Annotated in this window: 15 protein-coding genes; 9 read left to right on the plus strand and 6 right to left on the minus strand. The window is 63.8% G+C overall.

Features of this window, described 5'->3' with window-relative positions:
* Positions 1–2: 2 nt before the first annotated feature.
* The 6 genes from menE to QRM57_RS05750 all read left to right on the plus strand — a co-directional run bounded on the left by menE (position 3) and on the right by QRM57_RS05750 (position 5322).
* Entirely contained in the window at positions 3–1553 is a 1551-nt protein-coding gene (menE, locus tag QRM57_RS05725; RefSeq protein ID WP_284985882.1) for an o-succinylbenzoate--CoA ligase, read from the plus strand.
* 412 nt (positions 1554–1965) lie between these two features.
* Entirely contained in the window at positions 1966–2460 is a 495-nt protein-coding gene (locus QRM57_RS05730; protein ID WP_284985883.1) for a DUF805 domain-containing protein, read from the plus strand.
* A gap of 167 nt (positions 2461–2627) precedes the next feature.
* A complete protein-coding gene (lhgD, locus tag QRM57_RS05735; protein ID WP_284985884.1) occupies positions 2628–3833 on the plus strand; it encodes an L-2-hydroxyglutarate dehydrogenase in 1206 nt (401 codons plus the stop codon).
* Positions 3834–3913: 80 nt separating this feature from the next.
* The gene (locus QRM57_RS05740; RefSeq protein WP_284985885.1) at positions 3914–4126 is read left to right on the plus strand and encodes a hypothetical protein; all 213 of its coding nucleotides are present in this window, start codon (positions 3914–3916) and stop codon (positions 4124–4126) included.
* Positions 4127–4257: 131 nt separating this feature from the next.
* The gene (locus QRM57_RS05745; protein WP_211712788.1) at positions 4258–4560 is read left to right on the plus strand and encodes a DUF4193 domain-containing protein; all 303 of its coding nucleotides are present in this window, start codon (positions 4258–4260) and stop codon (positions 4558–4560) included.
* A gap of 216 nt (positions 4561–4776) precedes the next feature.
* Positions 4777–5322: an AMIN-like domain-containing (lipo)protein gene (locus tag QRM57_RS05750; RefSeq protein WP_284985886.1), complete on the plus strand. Its 546-nt coding sequence runs from the start codon at positions 4777–4779 to the stop codon at positions 5320–5322.
* Positions 5323–5435: 113 nt separating this feature from the next.
* On the opposite strand, the gene QRM57_RS05755 is transcribed toward QRM57_RS05750, so the two are convergent.
* Positions 5436–6974 (minus strand): APC family permease, encoded by a 1539-nt coding sequence (locus tag QRM57_RS05755; protein WP_284985887.1) that lies wholly within the window; start codon positions 6972–6974, stop codon positions 5436–5438.
* A gap of 216 nt (positions 6975–7190) precedes the next feature.
* Positions 7191–7970: a type I methionyl aminopeptidase gene (gene map / locus QRM57_RS05760; RefSeq protein WP_284985888.1), complete on the minus strand. Its 780-nt coding sequence runs from the start codon at positions 7968–7970 to the stop codon at positions 7191–7193.
* Positions 7971–8037: 67 nt separating this feature from the next.
* Here map and QRM57_RS05765 point away from each other — a divergent pair, with 67 nt between their 5' ends.
* Entirely contained in the window at positions 8038–8328 is a 291-nt protein-coding gene (locus QRM57_RS05765) for a helix-turn-helix domain-containing protein (RefSeq protein ID WP_235518839.1), read from the plus strand.
* Here the strand turns inward: QRM57_RS05765 and QRM57_RS05770 are convergent.
* On the minus strand, positions 8325–8912 hold the full coding sequence (locus QRM57_RS05770) for a helix-turn-helix domain-containing protein (RefSeq protein ID WP_284985889.1): 588 nt from the start codon (positions 8910–8912) through the stop codon (positions 8325–8327). The genes QRM57_RS05765 and QRM57_RS05770 overlap by 4 nt on opposite strands.
* Before the next feature lie 122 nt (positions 8913–9034).
* Here QRM57_RS05770 and QRM57_RS05775 point away from each other — a divergent pair, with 122 nt between their 5' ends.
* Positions 9035–10030: an NAD(P)/FAD-dependent oxidoreductase gene (locus QRM57_RS05775; RefSeq protein WP_284986232.1), complete on the plus strand. Its 996-nt coding sequence runs from the start codon at positions 9035–9037 to the stop codon at positions 10028–10030.
* 67 nt (positions 10031–10097) lie between these two features.
* Positions 10098–10313 carry a DUF4312 family protein gene (locus tag QRM57_RS05780; protein WP_235518841.1) on the plus strand — a complete coding sequence of 72 codons (216 nt, stop codon included), beginning with the start codon at positions 10098–10100 and terminating at the stop codon, positions 10311–10313.
* A 128-nt stretch (positions 10314–10441) separates the two neighbouring features.
* Here QRM57_RS05780 and QRM57_RS05785 read toward each other — a convergent pair whose 3' ends face one another.
* From QRM57_RS05785 to flgK, 3 genes are read right to left on the minus strand one after another with little or no spacing between them, the layout of a single operon-like run.
* Entirely contained in the window at positions 10442–10825 is a 384-nt protein-coding gene (locus QRM57_RS05785) for a flagellar assembly protein FliW (protein WP_284985890.1), read from the minus strand.
* The gene (flgL, locus tag QRM57_RS05790; protein WP_284985891.1) at positions 10822–11709 is read right to left on the minus strand and encodes a flagellar hook-associated protein FlgL; all 888 of its coding nucleotides are present in this window, start codon (positions 11707–11709) and stop codon (positions 10822–10824) included. The genes QRM57_RS05785 and flgL overlap by 4 nt, the downstream gene beginning before the upstream one ends.
* Positions 11710–11712: 3 nt before the next feature.
* Positions 11713–13146, minus strand: coding sequence for a flagellar hook-associated protein FlgK (gene flgK, locus QRM57_RS05795; RefSeq protein WP_284985892.1), 1434 nt, complete (start codon positions 13144–13146; stop codon positions 11713–11715).
* Positions 13147–13166: the final 20 nt, after the last annotated feature.

Raw genomic sequence — 13166 nt, forward strand, 5'->3', positions numbered from 1 at the left:
CCATGGACAACAACGGAGTTGGATCCTGGCTGCACCGCCGCCGTGCCAAGTCCGGGGGCAAAGCGGCCCTCGTCTCGGGCAGCCAGGTCCTGGGCTACGACGAACTCTCCACCCGCACCGATCGCCTGGCAAATGCACTGGTCGCCAGGGGTGTGACTAAGGGGGACCGGGTGGCTTATCTCGGGGAAAACCACCCCTCCTTTGTGGAGACCTTCTTTGCCTGCGGGCTGGTCGGGGCCATCTTCGTGCCGCTCAACACCCGGCTCGCTACCCCGGAACTGCAGTTCCAACTGCAAGACTCCGGCGCGCGGCTCCTGGTCAACGCTTCCGCTTTGGAAGTCGTAGCGTCCGCGTCCGTGACAGACACAGTGGTAACGCACCGTCTTGTGGTGGCGCCCGACGACGGCCCTGACAGTTCCGCTGACGAGCTGCCATCCGGCGTCGAGCTTTACGGCGACGTGATTGACGCGGCAGGCGACACGCCCTTGGATATGGCGGTGACCCTGGACGACGGCGCCATGATCCTTTACACCTCCGGCACCACGGGCAAGCCAAAAGGTGCGCTGTTGACGCACGGCAACATCACCTGGAACTGCATCAACACCGTGGTGGACATGGACCTGAACCGCAACGACGTGGCCCTCATGATCTCGCCCCTGTTCCACGTGGCCTCCTTGGACATGGGCTTGCTGCCGATGCTGCTCAAGGGCGCCACCGTGGTTCTTGAAGCGAAATTCGACGCCGGGCGGGTACTGGAACTGGTGGCCGAGCATAAAGTCACCACGCTCAACGGCGTCCCCACCACCTTCCAGATGCTCTGCGACCATCCGGAATGGTCGACGGCGGACCTCAGCTCCCTGGACAAGCTCACCTGCGGCGGTTCTGCCGTTCCGCAGCGTGTTCTGGACGCGTATGAGGAGCGCGGCATCGGCTTCACAAGTTGCTATGGCATGACCGAAACCGCGCCCGGGGCAACCATGCTGCCGGTGTCCCGGTCGAAGGAGAAAGCCGGATCCGCCGGGTTGCCGCATTTCTTCACGGATGTGCGGATCGCTGATCCACTGGGCGGTGTTGCTGCTCTCGGCGCTGTCGGCGAGATCCAGATTTCCGGCCCCAACGTCATCAAGGAGTACTGGAACCGGCCCGAGGCCACCGCAGACAGTTACGCGGACTCTTCCTGGTTCCGTTCGGGCGACATGGGCCACCAGGACGAAGAGGGCTTCTTGTTCGTCTCGGACCGTCTCAAGGACATGATCATTTCCGGCGGCGAGAACATTTACCCGGCGGAGGTTGAAGCTGCCATAGCGGAGCTGCCTGAGGTGGGGAGCGTGGCCGTCATCGGAGTTGCCGACGACAAATGGGGTGAAGTGCCCCGGGCCATCGTTACCCTGCGTGAGGGGAGGACCTTGACGGAGGATCAACTGCGGGCGCATCTGGAAGGGCGCCTGGCCCGGTACAAGATCCCCAAGTCCGTGGTTTTCGTCGAGGAGATGCCGCGGACGGCCAGCGGGAAAATCCGCAAGATGGACCTGCGGAAACAGTTCGCTCAATAAGGGTTCCCCACCCCTGGACGCTCTCTCACGTCCCGCCCGTTTGGTGCGGACGCTATCTCACGTCCCGCCCGTTTGGTGCGGACGCTATCTCACATCCCGCCCGTTTGGTTTTGACGCTCGCTCACATCCCGCCCGTTTGGTGGGGACGCTATCTCACGTCCCACGGTTTGTGAGTGAGGGTTTGGGGGATGGGGGTGGTTTGTGAGTGAGGGTTTGGGGGATGGGGGTGGTTGGTGAGTGAGGGTTTGGGGGTTGGGGGTGGTTTGTGAGTGAGGGTTTGGGGGAAATAATCCGTCAACAGGCTAAATCCGGGTTAACTTTGTCCATCAAACTGCCTTATTGGCTCCCGGGGCATTACGATAAGGCACGACTCATCACCTGAGCGCCTCAAACCTACCCGGGGGAAATACTAATGAGCTCTTACCCGCAGCAACCTCAGCAGACCCAGCCCTACGCCGCCCAAGGCGGCGAGCCGCCACTGTGGGCTCCCTACTACGGCGCCCCGATCGGCGCAGCAGTCAACCGTTTCTTCAAGAAGTACACCGCCTTCAACGGCCGCGCCAGCCGTAGTGAATACTGGTGGGTCGCCCTGGTCCTGGGCGTCGTCGGTTTCGTCTTGCAGCTCCTCACCGGCATCCTTGGAGCCGCAGGCGCAACCGTTAGCTCCAACGGCACCTCCGTACCGGGGCCGGGCGCAGTCGTCGGCCTCATCCTGATTGTCGTTTTCTACCTGGCTGTCCTGATTCCATCCATCGCGCTGCTGGTGCGCCGTCTCCACGACGGCAACTTCAGCGGCTGGCTCGTCCTGCTCGGCCTGATCCCGGGCCTTGGCGGCCTGGCACTGCTCATCTTTGCGCTCCTGCCGTCTAACCCGGCCGGCCAGCGTTTCGACCAGCCGACTGCCTAGTCAGCGACCAGCCGACTGCCTAGTCAGCCGAGCACCAAGCAGTAGGCTCCAATGAAAGGGGCGGCACCCGGTGTGCCGCCCCTTTTACGTGCCCGCTTCCGAGTTCCGATGCGCCGGACATGACATGCTGTGACTGACACGGACCGACCCCAACGACGAGGAGTGCCATGTCCACGCGAAACATCAAACGCGCCGCAGTGGTTGGCGGCGGGATCATCGGCATCGCTGTGGCCAGGGAACTGACCAACACCCTCGACGACGTCCAGGTCACCGTGTATGAGAAGGAAGACCACCTGGCAGCCCACCAGACCGGGCACAACTCCGGGGTGGTCCATGCAGGCCTCTATTACGAACCCGGTGGGTTGAAGGCACGGTTGTGCCGCCGTGGGGTGGAGCTGCTCCAGGAATTCTGCGCAGCCAAGAGCCTTCCCTACGAGGCCTGCGGCAAGCTGGTCATTGCCCAGACACCGGAGGAGTCCAAACGCCTGGACAACATCTTCGCCCGCGCCACGGCCAACGGGGTGCCCGGAGCGCGGATGCTGCGGGGTGACCAGATACCCGAGGTGGAGCCAAACGCCGTCGGGCTTTCTGCTTTGCACTCGCCTGAAACGGCGATTGTCGACTACGCAGCCATCACCCGGGCGCTCGCCGACGACGTCCACGCAGCGGGCGGGACCATCCGCCTTGGGACCGAGGTGACGTCGCTGGAACAGCAGGGGAGCGGCGTGGTGGTGGCCACGAAAGACGGCAACGAACACTATGACCTGGTGGTTACGTGCGCAGGCCTTCAATCCGACCGCCTCGCCAAAGCAACAGGAGAGCCCTCGACTCCGCGGATAGTGCCATTCTTCGGGCAATACTTCCTTCTGGGGCGCGAAGCCAGGGAGCACGTGAAAGGCCTAATTTATCCGGTGCCGGACCCGAAGCATCCTTTCCTCGGTGTGCACCTGACCAAACGCATAGACGGCGAAATGATGCTGGGCCCCAATGCATTTATCTCCTTTGGTCGTGAATCCTACGCGTGGAAAAACGTCAATGTCCGGGACGTCCTGGATTACGCACTCTTTCCGGGCTTCTGGAATTTCGCCTGGCATAACGTGCCGTCTGCTGCCCGGGAATTCCAGACCGTCATCAGCAGGAAGAAGTTCATCCGTGAGGCAATGCGCTTCGTGCCCTCGCTTGAGGGGGCCAGCGTCCTGCCGGGTACCCGTGGAGTGCGTGCCCAGGCCATGAACGGTGACGGTTCGCTGGTGGACGACTTTGTCATTGCACGACGCCGGGACACGGTGATGGTGCGCAACGCGCCTTCCCCGGGCGCGACGTCGTCGATGGCCATCGCGGAGTACATCGTGGAGCAGGCCCTGGCAGAGTGACCACGGGAGGCGCCAGACAGTTAACAAGCCCGTGACGTACCTGAAACCGCTCCGGACCACACGGTGGATAGCGTGGCGGCATGATCGCATCGACTCTTGGAAGCTGGGCTGCCACCGCGCTCGCCAAGCTGGGCTCCGTCATTGAAGCCGCCTACGTGATGGACTGCGCCGGGCCCGAGTCGGGGAGCCCCGGATCCGACGCCGCGGATTTGACGTGGTTGCCGGCACTCAGCGGGGTGACCGTTGCCGGTTCGCAGGCCATTCAATCCCACGCTTCAAGGCAGGGAATATAGCCTTCGGCAGTGTCGGAAAGCCAAGGACTGTTGCGTTGGGCACACTTTTCGTAATTTGTGGGTAGCATGCCCTAAACTGCATCACTGAGGTGCCGGAATGGGCACTATGCAGCAACGAAAGCGAACACCCAATGGCTACTGATTACGACGCCCCGCGCAAGACAGAAGAAGAGTCTCCCGCTGAATCGCTTGAGGCCCTCCAGGCATCCCGTGGCGGCGGTGCCCAGACCGCTGTGATCGACGTTGAGGACATCGACACAGCCGAAGGCATTGACCTTCCCGGGGCTGACCTTTCGGGTGAAGAGCTGACCGTCATAGTGGTCCCTGAGCAGTCCGACGAATTCACCTGTGGATCCTGTTTCCTGGTCCGTCACCGCTCGCAGGTGGCTTTGGAAAAGAACGGCCTGAAGTACTGCAAGGACTGCGAAGGCTAGATAACGCCGGGGTCTCGTTACCTTCGATCACGAACCAAGGTACGGAGACCCCGTTTCCGGCCTGAAAACACGGCCCGCGGGACCTTGTCATGACCCGCCCGTGACCAATCGGCGCACCCTTTAACGGTTGCGTGCCGAAGCGGCCACAACCCGCCCCAAGCCCCTCCCACCCTCCTAATGTTGAAGTATCAACGTAGCCTGAAGGGGGCACAAAAAATGAGGAAATTGGGAGCGGGTTTGGCGGCCGTCATGGCCATTGCCGGACTCGGTCTGATGGCGCCGGGACCAGCCTCGGCCGCCACGTATTGCGGCATCTCGTGGGGTTCATTGGCCAAGGCCGATCCCGATATGAGCGCCGCCAACGTCACAGGCGTCCGCACCGGCCAACAGCCGTGCTTCGATCGCCTGGTGATCGATATGGCCGGGAAGGTTGCCGGCTACTCCGTGCAGTATGTTCCGGTGGTGACCCAGGACCCGACAGGCTTCCCCATCCCGGTGCTGGGGGGCGCGGACCTGCAGGTGGTTGTGACGGCGCCGTCGTACAACCATGCCGGCCAGCCCACCTATGAACCCGCGGCCAAGGCGGAACTGTCCAACGTTTCGGGATACCAGACGTTCCGGCAGGTGGTTTTCGCCGGCAGCTTCGAAGGAACCACGAGCATTGGGCTGGGGGTCCGTGCCCGGCTTCCGTTCAGGGTACTCACCTTGGACGGGCCCGACGGCGGGTCCCGGCTGGTAGTGGATGTCGCCCACCACTGGTGATCGGTCGGCCCTTGGCCCTCCATAACGTGGGAAAGCGGCCAGTTCGTGGGAAACTTCCCTGCGAGCTGGCCGCTTTCCCACGAACTCGGCGTAACGCGAGCCGTGCGGACCGGCTACTCCGGAACTACCAGTGCCGGGGTGTCCTTGCGGATGGTCTCGCCACGGAAGAACCCGGGACGCATGCGGGCCTGAACAAGCATGACCACGCCACCGAGGGCCAGGATTCCGATGCCAAGCACGAACACGAGCCCCACACCGAAGATTTCCGAGCCGCTGCCGAAATCCGGATCCCAGCTGTCCACTGCGGTCTGGATGAACACCACGAAGAGTCCCAGGCCACCGAGCAGCGGGCAGACGAGCCGGAAGAAGAAGTTCCGGGCGTTGGAGAACACGCTGTTGCGGAAGTACCAAACACAGGCGATGGCCGTGAGCCCGTAGTAGAAGCAGATCATCAGGCCCAGAGCCAGGATGGTGTCGTTGAGGACGTTCTCGCTGATCACGTGCATCACCGCGTAGAACCCGGCGGACAGGACGCCTGCAGCGACAGTGGCGAAGCCCGGCGTCGAGAACTTCTTGCTCATGTGGCTGAAACGCTCCGGGAGTGCACCGTAGTGCGCCATGGCCAGCAGGCTGCGGGACGGCGACGTAAACGTGGACTGCAAGGAAGCCGCGGACGACGACAGCACCGCGAGGGACATGAGGATCGCGAACGGACCCATGACCGGGGAGGCCAACGCGGTGAAGACGTTGGCGTGGTTCTCGGCGTTGTTCAGGCCGATTCCTGCATCTCCTACACCGGCGAACATCATGGTGGCGATGGTGACCAGCAGGTAGATGCCAAGGACGATGACAGCGGTGAGCGTGCCTGCCAGTCCGGCAGTCTTCTTGCCGTTGGCGGTTTCCTCGTTGACCGTGAGGCAGACATCCCAGCCCCAGTACACGAAGATCGACAACGAGATGCCTGCAGCGATTTGGCCGAAGGTTTCCACCTTGGTCACGTCGAACCAGTCCCAGCTGAAGGGGATCGCGGTCTCGGAGGTGGACCAGTTGGCAAACGCCATGGCCACGAACAGGCCCAGGACCAGCAGTTGGAAACCGACCAGGCCGTACTGAACGATTTTGGTGGTGTGCAGGCCGCGGTAGCTGATCCAGACGGCCAGTGCCACGAAGACGAAGCAGGTTGCAACGTTCAGGAGTTTGTTGGAGGCCAGGTCCGCAAGCTCGGGTGAGCCGGTGGCCTGGGCCAGGAAGAGGTAGAAGAAGTCCACGGCGACGCCCGCCAGGTTGGACAGGACGATGATGTTCGCTGCGAGCAGGCCCCAGCCGCCCATCCAGCCAACCCATGGGCCGAAGGCCTTGGTGACCCAGGTGAAGGTGGTGCCGCTGTCCGGGGAGTCAGCGTTGAGCTCCCGGTATGCGAGCGAGACCAGGATCATGGGAATGAACCCGATCAGGAAAATAACGGGCAACTGGAGCCCGACTTGGTTGACGGTGGGTCCGAGCGCACCCGTGAGGGTATACGCCGGGGCGATAGTTGAAATGCCAAGAACGACGACGGCGAGGAGCCCCAACTGCCCCGTCTTCAGTCCCTTGCCGCTGATGTTGTGCGACTCTGCAGCATCGACGCTGCTGCGGCGGATTGTCTGGCTCATATGGGGCCCTTTCTAGATGGCCGAAGGTTGCTGCGTGGTGCTGGCCAAGGAAGTGGGGCCTTCGAGGCGGGAAAGTTCAATCATGGTGGCATGTACTCCGGTGAGACGACAGTCACTAAATGAATAGCGTTCATTTAGTATGGCCTGTGTCACGCTCCGGCGCAAGGCCCAAATGAATCCCATTCATATGTGACTTCGCCGCCCCGATCGTCCGGGTTAGCCGCCGAGGGTTGGCAGGGTCAGGATTTCCGCACCGTCGGCGGTAATGGCGATGGTGTGCTCGCTGTGTGCCGTGCGGCAGCCGGTGACGCTGCGCAGGGTCCAGCCGTCCGCGTCGGTGACGAGCTGTGCCGTGTCCGCCATGACCCACGGTTCAAGTGCAAGCAGCAGGCCGGGGCGCAGTTTGTATCCGCGTCCGGGCCGGCCCATGTTGGGTACATGCGGGTCCTGGTGCATGGTGGATCCGATGCCGTGCCCGCCAAATTCGACGTTGACCGGGTACCCGGCCTCGGTGAGAACGGAACCGATGGCGTAGGAGAGGTCGCCGATCCGGGCCCCCGGGCGGGCCGCGGCAATCCCGGCACGCAGGGCGCGCTCGGTCACTTCAATCATCGCCACGCTTTCGGCGGGCTTCGAGTCGCCCACGATGAAGCTGATCGCGGCGTCTGCCGCGATGCCCCGAAGGGAAACCGCGAGGTCGAGGGTCAGTAGGTCGCCGTCGGCCAGGGCGTAGTCGTGGGGCTTTCCATGGAGGACGGCGTCATTGACCCCAGTGCAGATGTAGTGCCCGAAGGGTCCCCGGCCAAAGGACGGTGCGTAGTCGACGTAGCAGGACTGCGCGCCCGCTTCGAGGATCATTTCCTTGGTCCACTGGTTGATGTCCAGGAGGTTGGTTCCCACTGCGCATCGTTGCTTGAGGGTGTGCAGGATATTGGCGACGAGGGCGCCGGAGTCCTTTGCCCGGAGCAGTTCGGCGGGGGTCAGGATCTCGATCATGGAGGGCCTTTCGCGGGATTACCAATAACTATCCCGGCCATATTATCCCGGTATTAGAATTGGATCCATGGTCAGGCTGCCCCTCACACCCGCAGAGGCCGAACGCGGACAGCGTCTCGGCGCCCTTTTGCGACGCGCCAGGGGAGGGAGGTCCATGCTCGAAACTGCCCTGGATGCAGGGGTTTCCCCTGAAACCCTCAGGAAGATCGAATCCGGAAGGGTAGCAACCCCCGCGTTCCCCACCGTGGCCGCAATCGCCGAGGTCCTTGGCTTGTCACTGGATGAGGTGTGGGCCGAGATCAACCAGCCCGAACCCGGGACCGTCCGTCGCGGCGAACGCGAAAGGCTCGCGTCCTAGCCCTGGCGCTGCGGGCGTGCCCGCACGTGCATCCGCTCGCCCTGCTGACCGAAGAGCGTGAGCAGCTCAACCGGGTCCTTGGTGGCGCTCGCGAACCAATGTGGCGTCCGCGTATCGAATTCGGCCACCTCGCCGGGCTTCAGCACAAAGTCGTTCCCGCCCAGGACCAGTCGCAGCCGGCCGTTGAGGATGTACATCCAGTCGTAGCCCTCGTGTGACTGGGGTTCCGGGGTTTCCTTGCCCGTGGCACCTCGGAGCACCATTTTGAAGGCCTGGATGCCGCCCGGTCGTCGGGTCAGGGGAAGGGCGGTGCCCCAGGGGTGGACGTGCGGCTTGAGATGGATGCGGGGATCGCCCGTTTCCGGAGCGTCAATGAGCTCCTCCAGCGGGATCTGATGGAGGCGCGCCAAGGGCAGGAGGAGTTCCAGCGTGGGTTTCCGCTGGCCACCCTCCAGCCTGGAGAGGGTGCTGACCGAGATGCCCGTGGCTTCCGAAGCTTCCGCGAGGGTCACGTTACGCTGCGTCCGCATCGCCCTCAGGCGCGGACCAACGGCGTCGAGCATGGAGCTGAAGTCTGTAGCCATGGGATCAGTTTGCCATACTGGCAAATTTCTTTGCTGTTCACGATGATGTGCCAAACCATGGAAGGAGCGGCGCAGGGCCGCTCCGATGACGTGGAGGCATAGTGGAAACAGGAAACAGCCGGATGGCCGGACAGTACGACGTAGTGGTTGTTGGTGGTGGCGCAGCTGGGTTAAGTGCGGCTGTAAGTTTGGGCCGCGCCCTTCGATCCGTTCTGGTGATCGACGCCGGCGAGCCCAGGAACGCGCCGGCGGCCGGCGTACACAACTTCCTCTCCCGCGATGGAATCAACCCCACGGAGCTACTCAGTCTGGGGCGGGATGAGGCAATCCACTACGGGGCCGACGTCGTGGGCGGGGAAGCCGTAGCGGCGCGCCCAACCGGGGAACAGCGTACGACGGCGGAACCGGGCACCGCAGCCCAGCCCGCCTTTGAGGTGGAACTGGCGGACGGCAGTACAGTGGCCGCCCGCCGCTTGCTGGTCACCACCGGCGTCGTGGATATCCTGCCCGACGTCGAAGGGATCCGTGAGCGCTGGGGCAAGGACGTCCTGCACTGCCCGTACTGCCATGGATGGGAAGTCAGGAACAAGGCAATCGGCATCCTGGGATCCGTCCCCATGGCTTTGCACCAAACACTGCTGTTCCGCCAGTGGAGCCCCTCCATCACGCTGTTCCTCAACGACATTGTGGAGCCGACTGAGGAGCAGTGGGAACAACTCGCGGCCCGTTCCATCACTGTGGTTGAGGGCAAGGTCCGTTCCCTTGACGTTTCCGATGATGCGTTGGCCGGCGTGGTCCTGGAATCCGGCAAGGTGGTTCCCGTGGACGCCCTCGTGGCCGGACCGCGGGTGGAGGCACGATCCGGCGTCCTTGAGTCCTTGGGTATTTCCACGGTGGAGCACCCGATGGGGGTGGGCCGCCTCGTCGAAGTGAGCCAGCCCGGTGGAGCTACCTCCGTCCCCGGGGTGTGGGCGGCCGGAAACGTTACCGACCTCACCGGCCAAGTGATGGCTTCCGCGGCTTCGGGCTCCATGGCTGCGGCTGCCATCAACGCGGATCTGATGCTCGAAGAGACCGCACTGGCCGTGGAAGCTGCCCGGTTGGCTGTCCGAATGTGAGCAAAAGGGTCGACGCAGGGACCAAGAGCGAGGAACATTGAAGGACAGCCGTTGAAGGAGGTTGGGTATGTGCTACGCGTACTATGACGACTTCGAGCGGCGCACGAAGAAGGACTCCGCGCGCAAGCCCGAGACGCACACGTCTGAGCCAGTGAAGGAAACGGAAGCGCCCGCAGAAAGCCGTCCGCGGACGGAAGGAACACTGTGGACTTTCCTGGCCCGCCGTCGCAGGGAATTCGAGGTTTCCGAACCGAAGATCGACCGCATCCGCGAGAAGGTCTAGGCGCCAACCTGGACTGACCCGAAGAACCGATCCACCGAAAGGCGCTGCTCCGGCAGCGCCTTTCCGCTGCGTGGGACTAGCGCTGCGCGGGATCGCCCTGCGCGGGACCCGCTGTGACGCGAATCTCCCTAGCGTGCCAGCTCTGCCCGGAGCGGATACACGGCGCCGTCCAGGATCACTTGGAGGCACGTGCCCTCCGCGTTGACCAGGAGTGGTGCCATCAGGTTCACGGTGGTCTTCTCCGACGCCGGGTTAACCACCACCAGGACCGTTGCGTTGGCAACACTGGCCAGACCCAGCGCATCCAACGACGCCGCGGGAATGGCTGGCTCGTAATCAGGGACATACACGGAGGCGTCAGCTACGAACATCCGGGCGCGCGGCTCAGCCACTTCCAGGGCGTAGAGTCCTTCTGCTCCGGCGATGCCGCGCAGCGAGAACCCCTCAGCCGATTCCAGCCCGGGCATGGGGGAGGCAAAAGTCAGCGTGTCGAACGCCAGTGCCGTGCTCATCGGAGGAAGTCCATCAGCGTCGGCTGGAGCACCTTGGCCGAGACGGCAAGTGCCACCTGGTAGTTGGTTTCCTGCAATTTCAAATCCATGACCGCCTTTCCCAAGTCCATGTCTTCGACACGGGACCTTTGAGTTTCCAGCGTAGCCTTCATCCCCTCCAGCGAGTCCTGGGCCTGCCCGAGCCGCGTTTGCCGCATGCCAACATCGGAGCGGCCGTCGATCACGGCCTTGATGCGATCGCCGAGCGCGGCCAGCCGGGCATTGGGGTCCGCGCCGGAACGGATATCGGCGACGACGTCACTCACCAGGGCGAAAACAGAGCCGGCGCCATCGCCGAAGATCGCTCCGCCGTCGGAATCCACGCGCACAGTCCGGGCGGCGTCAACGCGACGTTCCACGGACCCGCCGCCGGTGCCCACGAAAGAAGGGGGAGCGGTGTTGGTAAACGCACCCACGGTGTCCGAGTTGCCGGCGAACACATTGCGGCCCAAGTACTGCGTGTTGGCCTGGGTCAGGAGGTCCTTGCCGAGGCCTTCGATCTCGACGGCGATGGCCTCCTTGGCGCTGCTGTTAAGGGTGCCGTTGGAGGCCTGGATCACGAGGTCCCGGACGCGATTGAGGATGTTGGTGGACTGTCCCAAAGCGGTATCGGCGGCCGCGAGCCAGCCATTGCCGTCGCTGATGTTGGAGTCGTATTGTGTGGCCGCACTGAGTTGTGCGCGCATTGCGATGGCTTGGGCGGCACCGGCGGGGTCGTCGGATGGGCGGCTGATGTTCTTCAGCGTCTGGGCCCGTTCCTGCAACTCTGCAAGCCGGGATTGGGCGGTCTGGAGATTCCGCTGCGCGGAAGCTGACATCATCTGGTTGGTGACGCGATTGAGCATGGCTTACCTTCCCACCAATCCGGTGCGGTTGATCAGGACATCCAGGGCTTCGTCGATTGCGGTCATGACGCGCGCCGCGGCCTGGTAGGCGTGTTGGCTCGCGAGGAGTGCGACGTTCTCCTCATCAAGGCTCACTGAGACGGCTGACGAACGCTGCCCGACGGCGGCCACGCTCGCCGCGTCTGCCAGCTGCGAGTGCTGCTGGGCTGATTTGGAGGCCATCCCAATGCCTGCCACCACTCCATTCCAGAAGGTGTCAGGCGCGCCCGGCTTCGAACCGATTTGGGCCACCGCATCCGCGATGCTGCCGTCCAAGGAGCCCGCACCGGGTGCGCCGGTCGCGATTCCCGTAGCACTGGTGGGAACGACGCGCAGGGACAGCGCCACCGGGACGCCGGGCGTGCTGGTAAAGAAGTCCAGGTTGCCGGCACCGGTGGACGTCTGGCCCGTCCGGTGGATTGCGTTGACGTCGTTCATCAGTTGGGTGGCGAAGGCGTTGTAAGCCTCTGCAGCTTCGGCGATCGGACCGCCTGTTCCGGCTCCTTTGCTTCCCGGCGCCGCGGGAGCCAGGAGCGAGACAGCTCCGGCGAGTTGGCCGCCGTCGAGGTTTACCGCCAGGCCGGCACGGTCCGCCCACTCCAGCTGCACCGGCTGTCCGGGGCCGCCCATTGAGGTTTGTCCGGCAAGCGTCAATGCGCGGTGCGAGGTCCCGGACACCAGTGCGTTGCCTCCGATGAAGACGTCCGCGGTGCCGTCCGGATTCTCGCGGACGGTGCCACCTGCCAGCGTGGCTATGGCCTCGGTCATCTGGTTCCTGGTGTCGATGAGTTCGTTCGCGGAACCCCCGGAGGCCAGGACCGAGCGGATGGTGGCGTTCAATTCCGCCACCTTGCCTGCGGTGGCGTTCAGTTCGTCCACAGTGGCAGAGGTTTCCCCACGGACCCGGCTCCACTGGGCGTCGAGCGCTTTGTAACCGGCTGAGACGGTTTCGCTGAGGGTGGAGGCCGTATCAAGCAGGACCGACGCCGGAGCGGAGTCGCCCGGGTGGTTGGAGACTCCCTGCCATGATGCCCAGAAGGTGTGCAACGCCGTCGAAATTCCGTGGGGGCCGGGTTCCTGCAGTGCATCTTCGAGGCGCTGGAGTTCCGTGGACCGGATCCCCGCGAAACCGGACTGGGCCCCGGTCCTGCGAACCCCGGCGTCCAGGAAGCTGCTGCCGAGCCGCGCTATACCGTCCACCGAGACGCCCTGGCCGGCCTGGCCCGTGGCCGGGTTCAGCCCAACCGGGACGGGCGCGCCGATGGCCGACAGGTCCAGCCGTTGACGGGTGTAGCCGGGGGTTGTGGCGTTGGCGATGTTCTGGCCTGCCAGGTTGATGGCCTGCTGCGCTGCGGTGAGGCCACGGTAGGCCGTGTTGAGTCCGCCGAAAGTGCTCACGTGAAGATGTCCTTTTCGCT

The sequence above is a fragment of the Arthrobacter sp. fls2-241-R2A-172 genome, assembly GCF_030208885.1.
In the GTDB taxonomy this organism is placed as follows: domain Bacteria; phylum Actinomycetota; class Actinomycetes; order Actinomycetales; family Micrococcaceae; genus Arthrobacter.

Bases quoted from the DNA above. Each gene is read 5' to 3' on its own strand.
- menE (WP_284985882.1), top strand. From the start codon at position 3: ATGGACAACAACGGAGTTGGATCCTGGCTGCACCGCCGCCGTGCCAAG.
- QRM57_RS05730 (WP_284985883.1), top strand. From the start codon at position 1,966: ATGAGCTCTTACCCGCAGCAACCTCAGCAGACCCAGCCCTACGCCGCC.
- lhgD (WP_284985884.1), top strand. From the start codon at position 2,628: ATGTCCACGCGAAACATCAAACGCGCCGCAGTGGTTGGCGGCGGGATC.
- QRM57_RS05740 (WP_284985885.1), top strand. From the start codon at position 3,914: ATGATCGCATCGACTCTTGGAAGCTGGGCTGCCACCGCGCTCGCCAAG.
- QRM57_RS05745 (WP_211712788.1), top strand. From the start codon at position 4,258: ATGGCTACTGATTACGACGCCCCGCGCAAGACAGAAGAAGAGTCTCCC.
- QRM57_RS05750 (WP_284985886.1), top strand. From the start codon at position 4,777: ATGAGGAAATTGGGAGCGGGTTTGGCGGCCGTCATGGCCATTGCCGGA.
- QRM57_RS05755 (WP_284985887.1), bottom strand. From the start codon at position 6,974: ATGAGCCAGACAATCCGCCGCAGCAGCGTCGATGCTGCAGAGTCGCAC.
- map (WP_284985888.1), bottom strand. From the start codon at position 7,970: ATGATCGAGATCCTGACCCCCGCCGAACTGCTCCGGGCAAAGGACTCC.
- QRM57_RS05765 (WP_235518839.1), top strand. From the start codon at position 8,038: ATGGTCAGGCTGCCCCTCACACCCGCAGAGGCCGAACGCGGACAGCGT.
- QRM57_RS05770 (WP_284985889.1), bottom strand. From the start codon at position 8,912: ATGGCTACAGACTTCAGCTCCATGCTCGACGCCGTTGGTCCGCGCCTG.
- QRM57_RS05775 (WP_284986232.1), top strand. From the start codon at position 9,035: ATGGCCGGACAGTACGACGTAGTGGTTGTTGGTGGTGGCGCAGCTGGG.
- QRM57_RS05780 (WP_235518841.1), top strand. From the start codon at position 10,098: ATGTGCTACGCGTACTATGACGACTTCGAGCGGCGCACGAAGAAGGAC.
- QRM57_RS05785 (WP_284985890.1), bottom strand. From the start codon at position 10,825: ATGAGCACGGCACTGGCGTTCGACACGCTGACTTTTGCCTCCCCCATG.
- flgL (WP_284985891.1), bottom strand. From the start codon at position 11,709: ATGCTCAATCGCGTCACCAACCAGATGATGTCAGCTTCCGCGCAGCGG.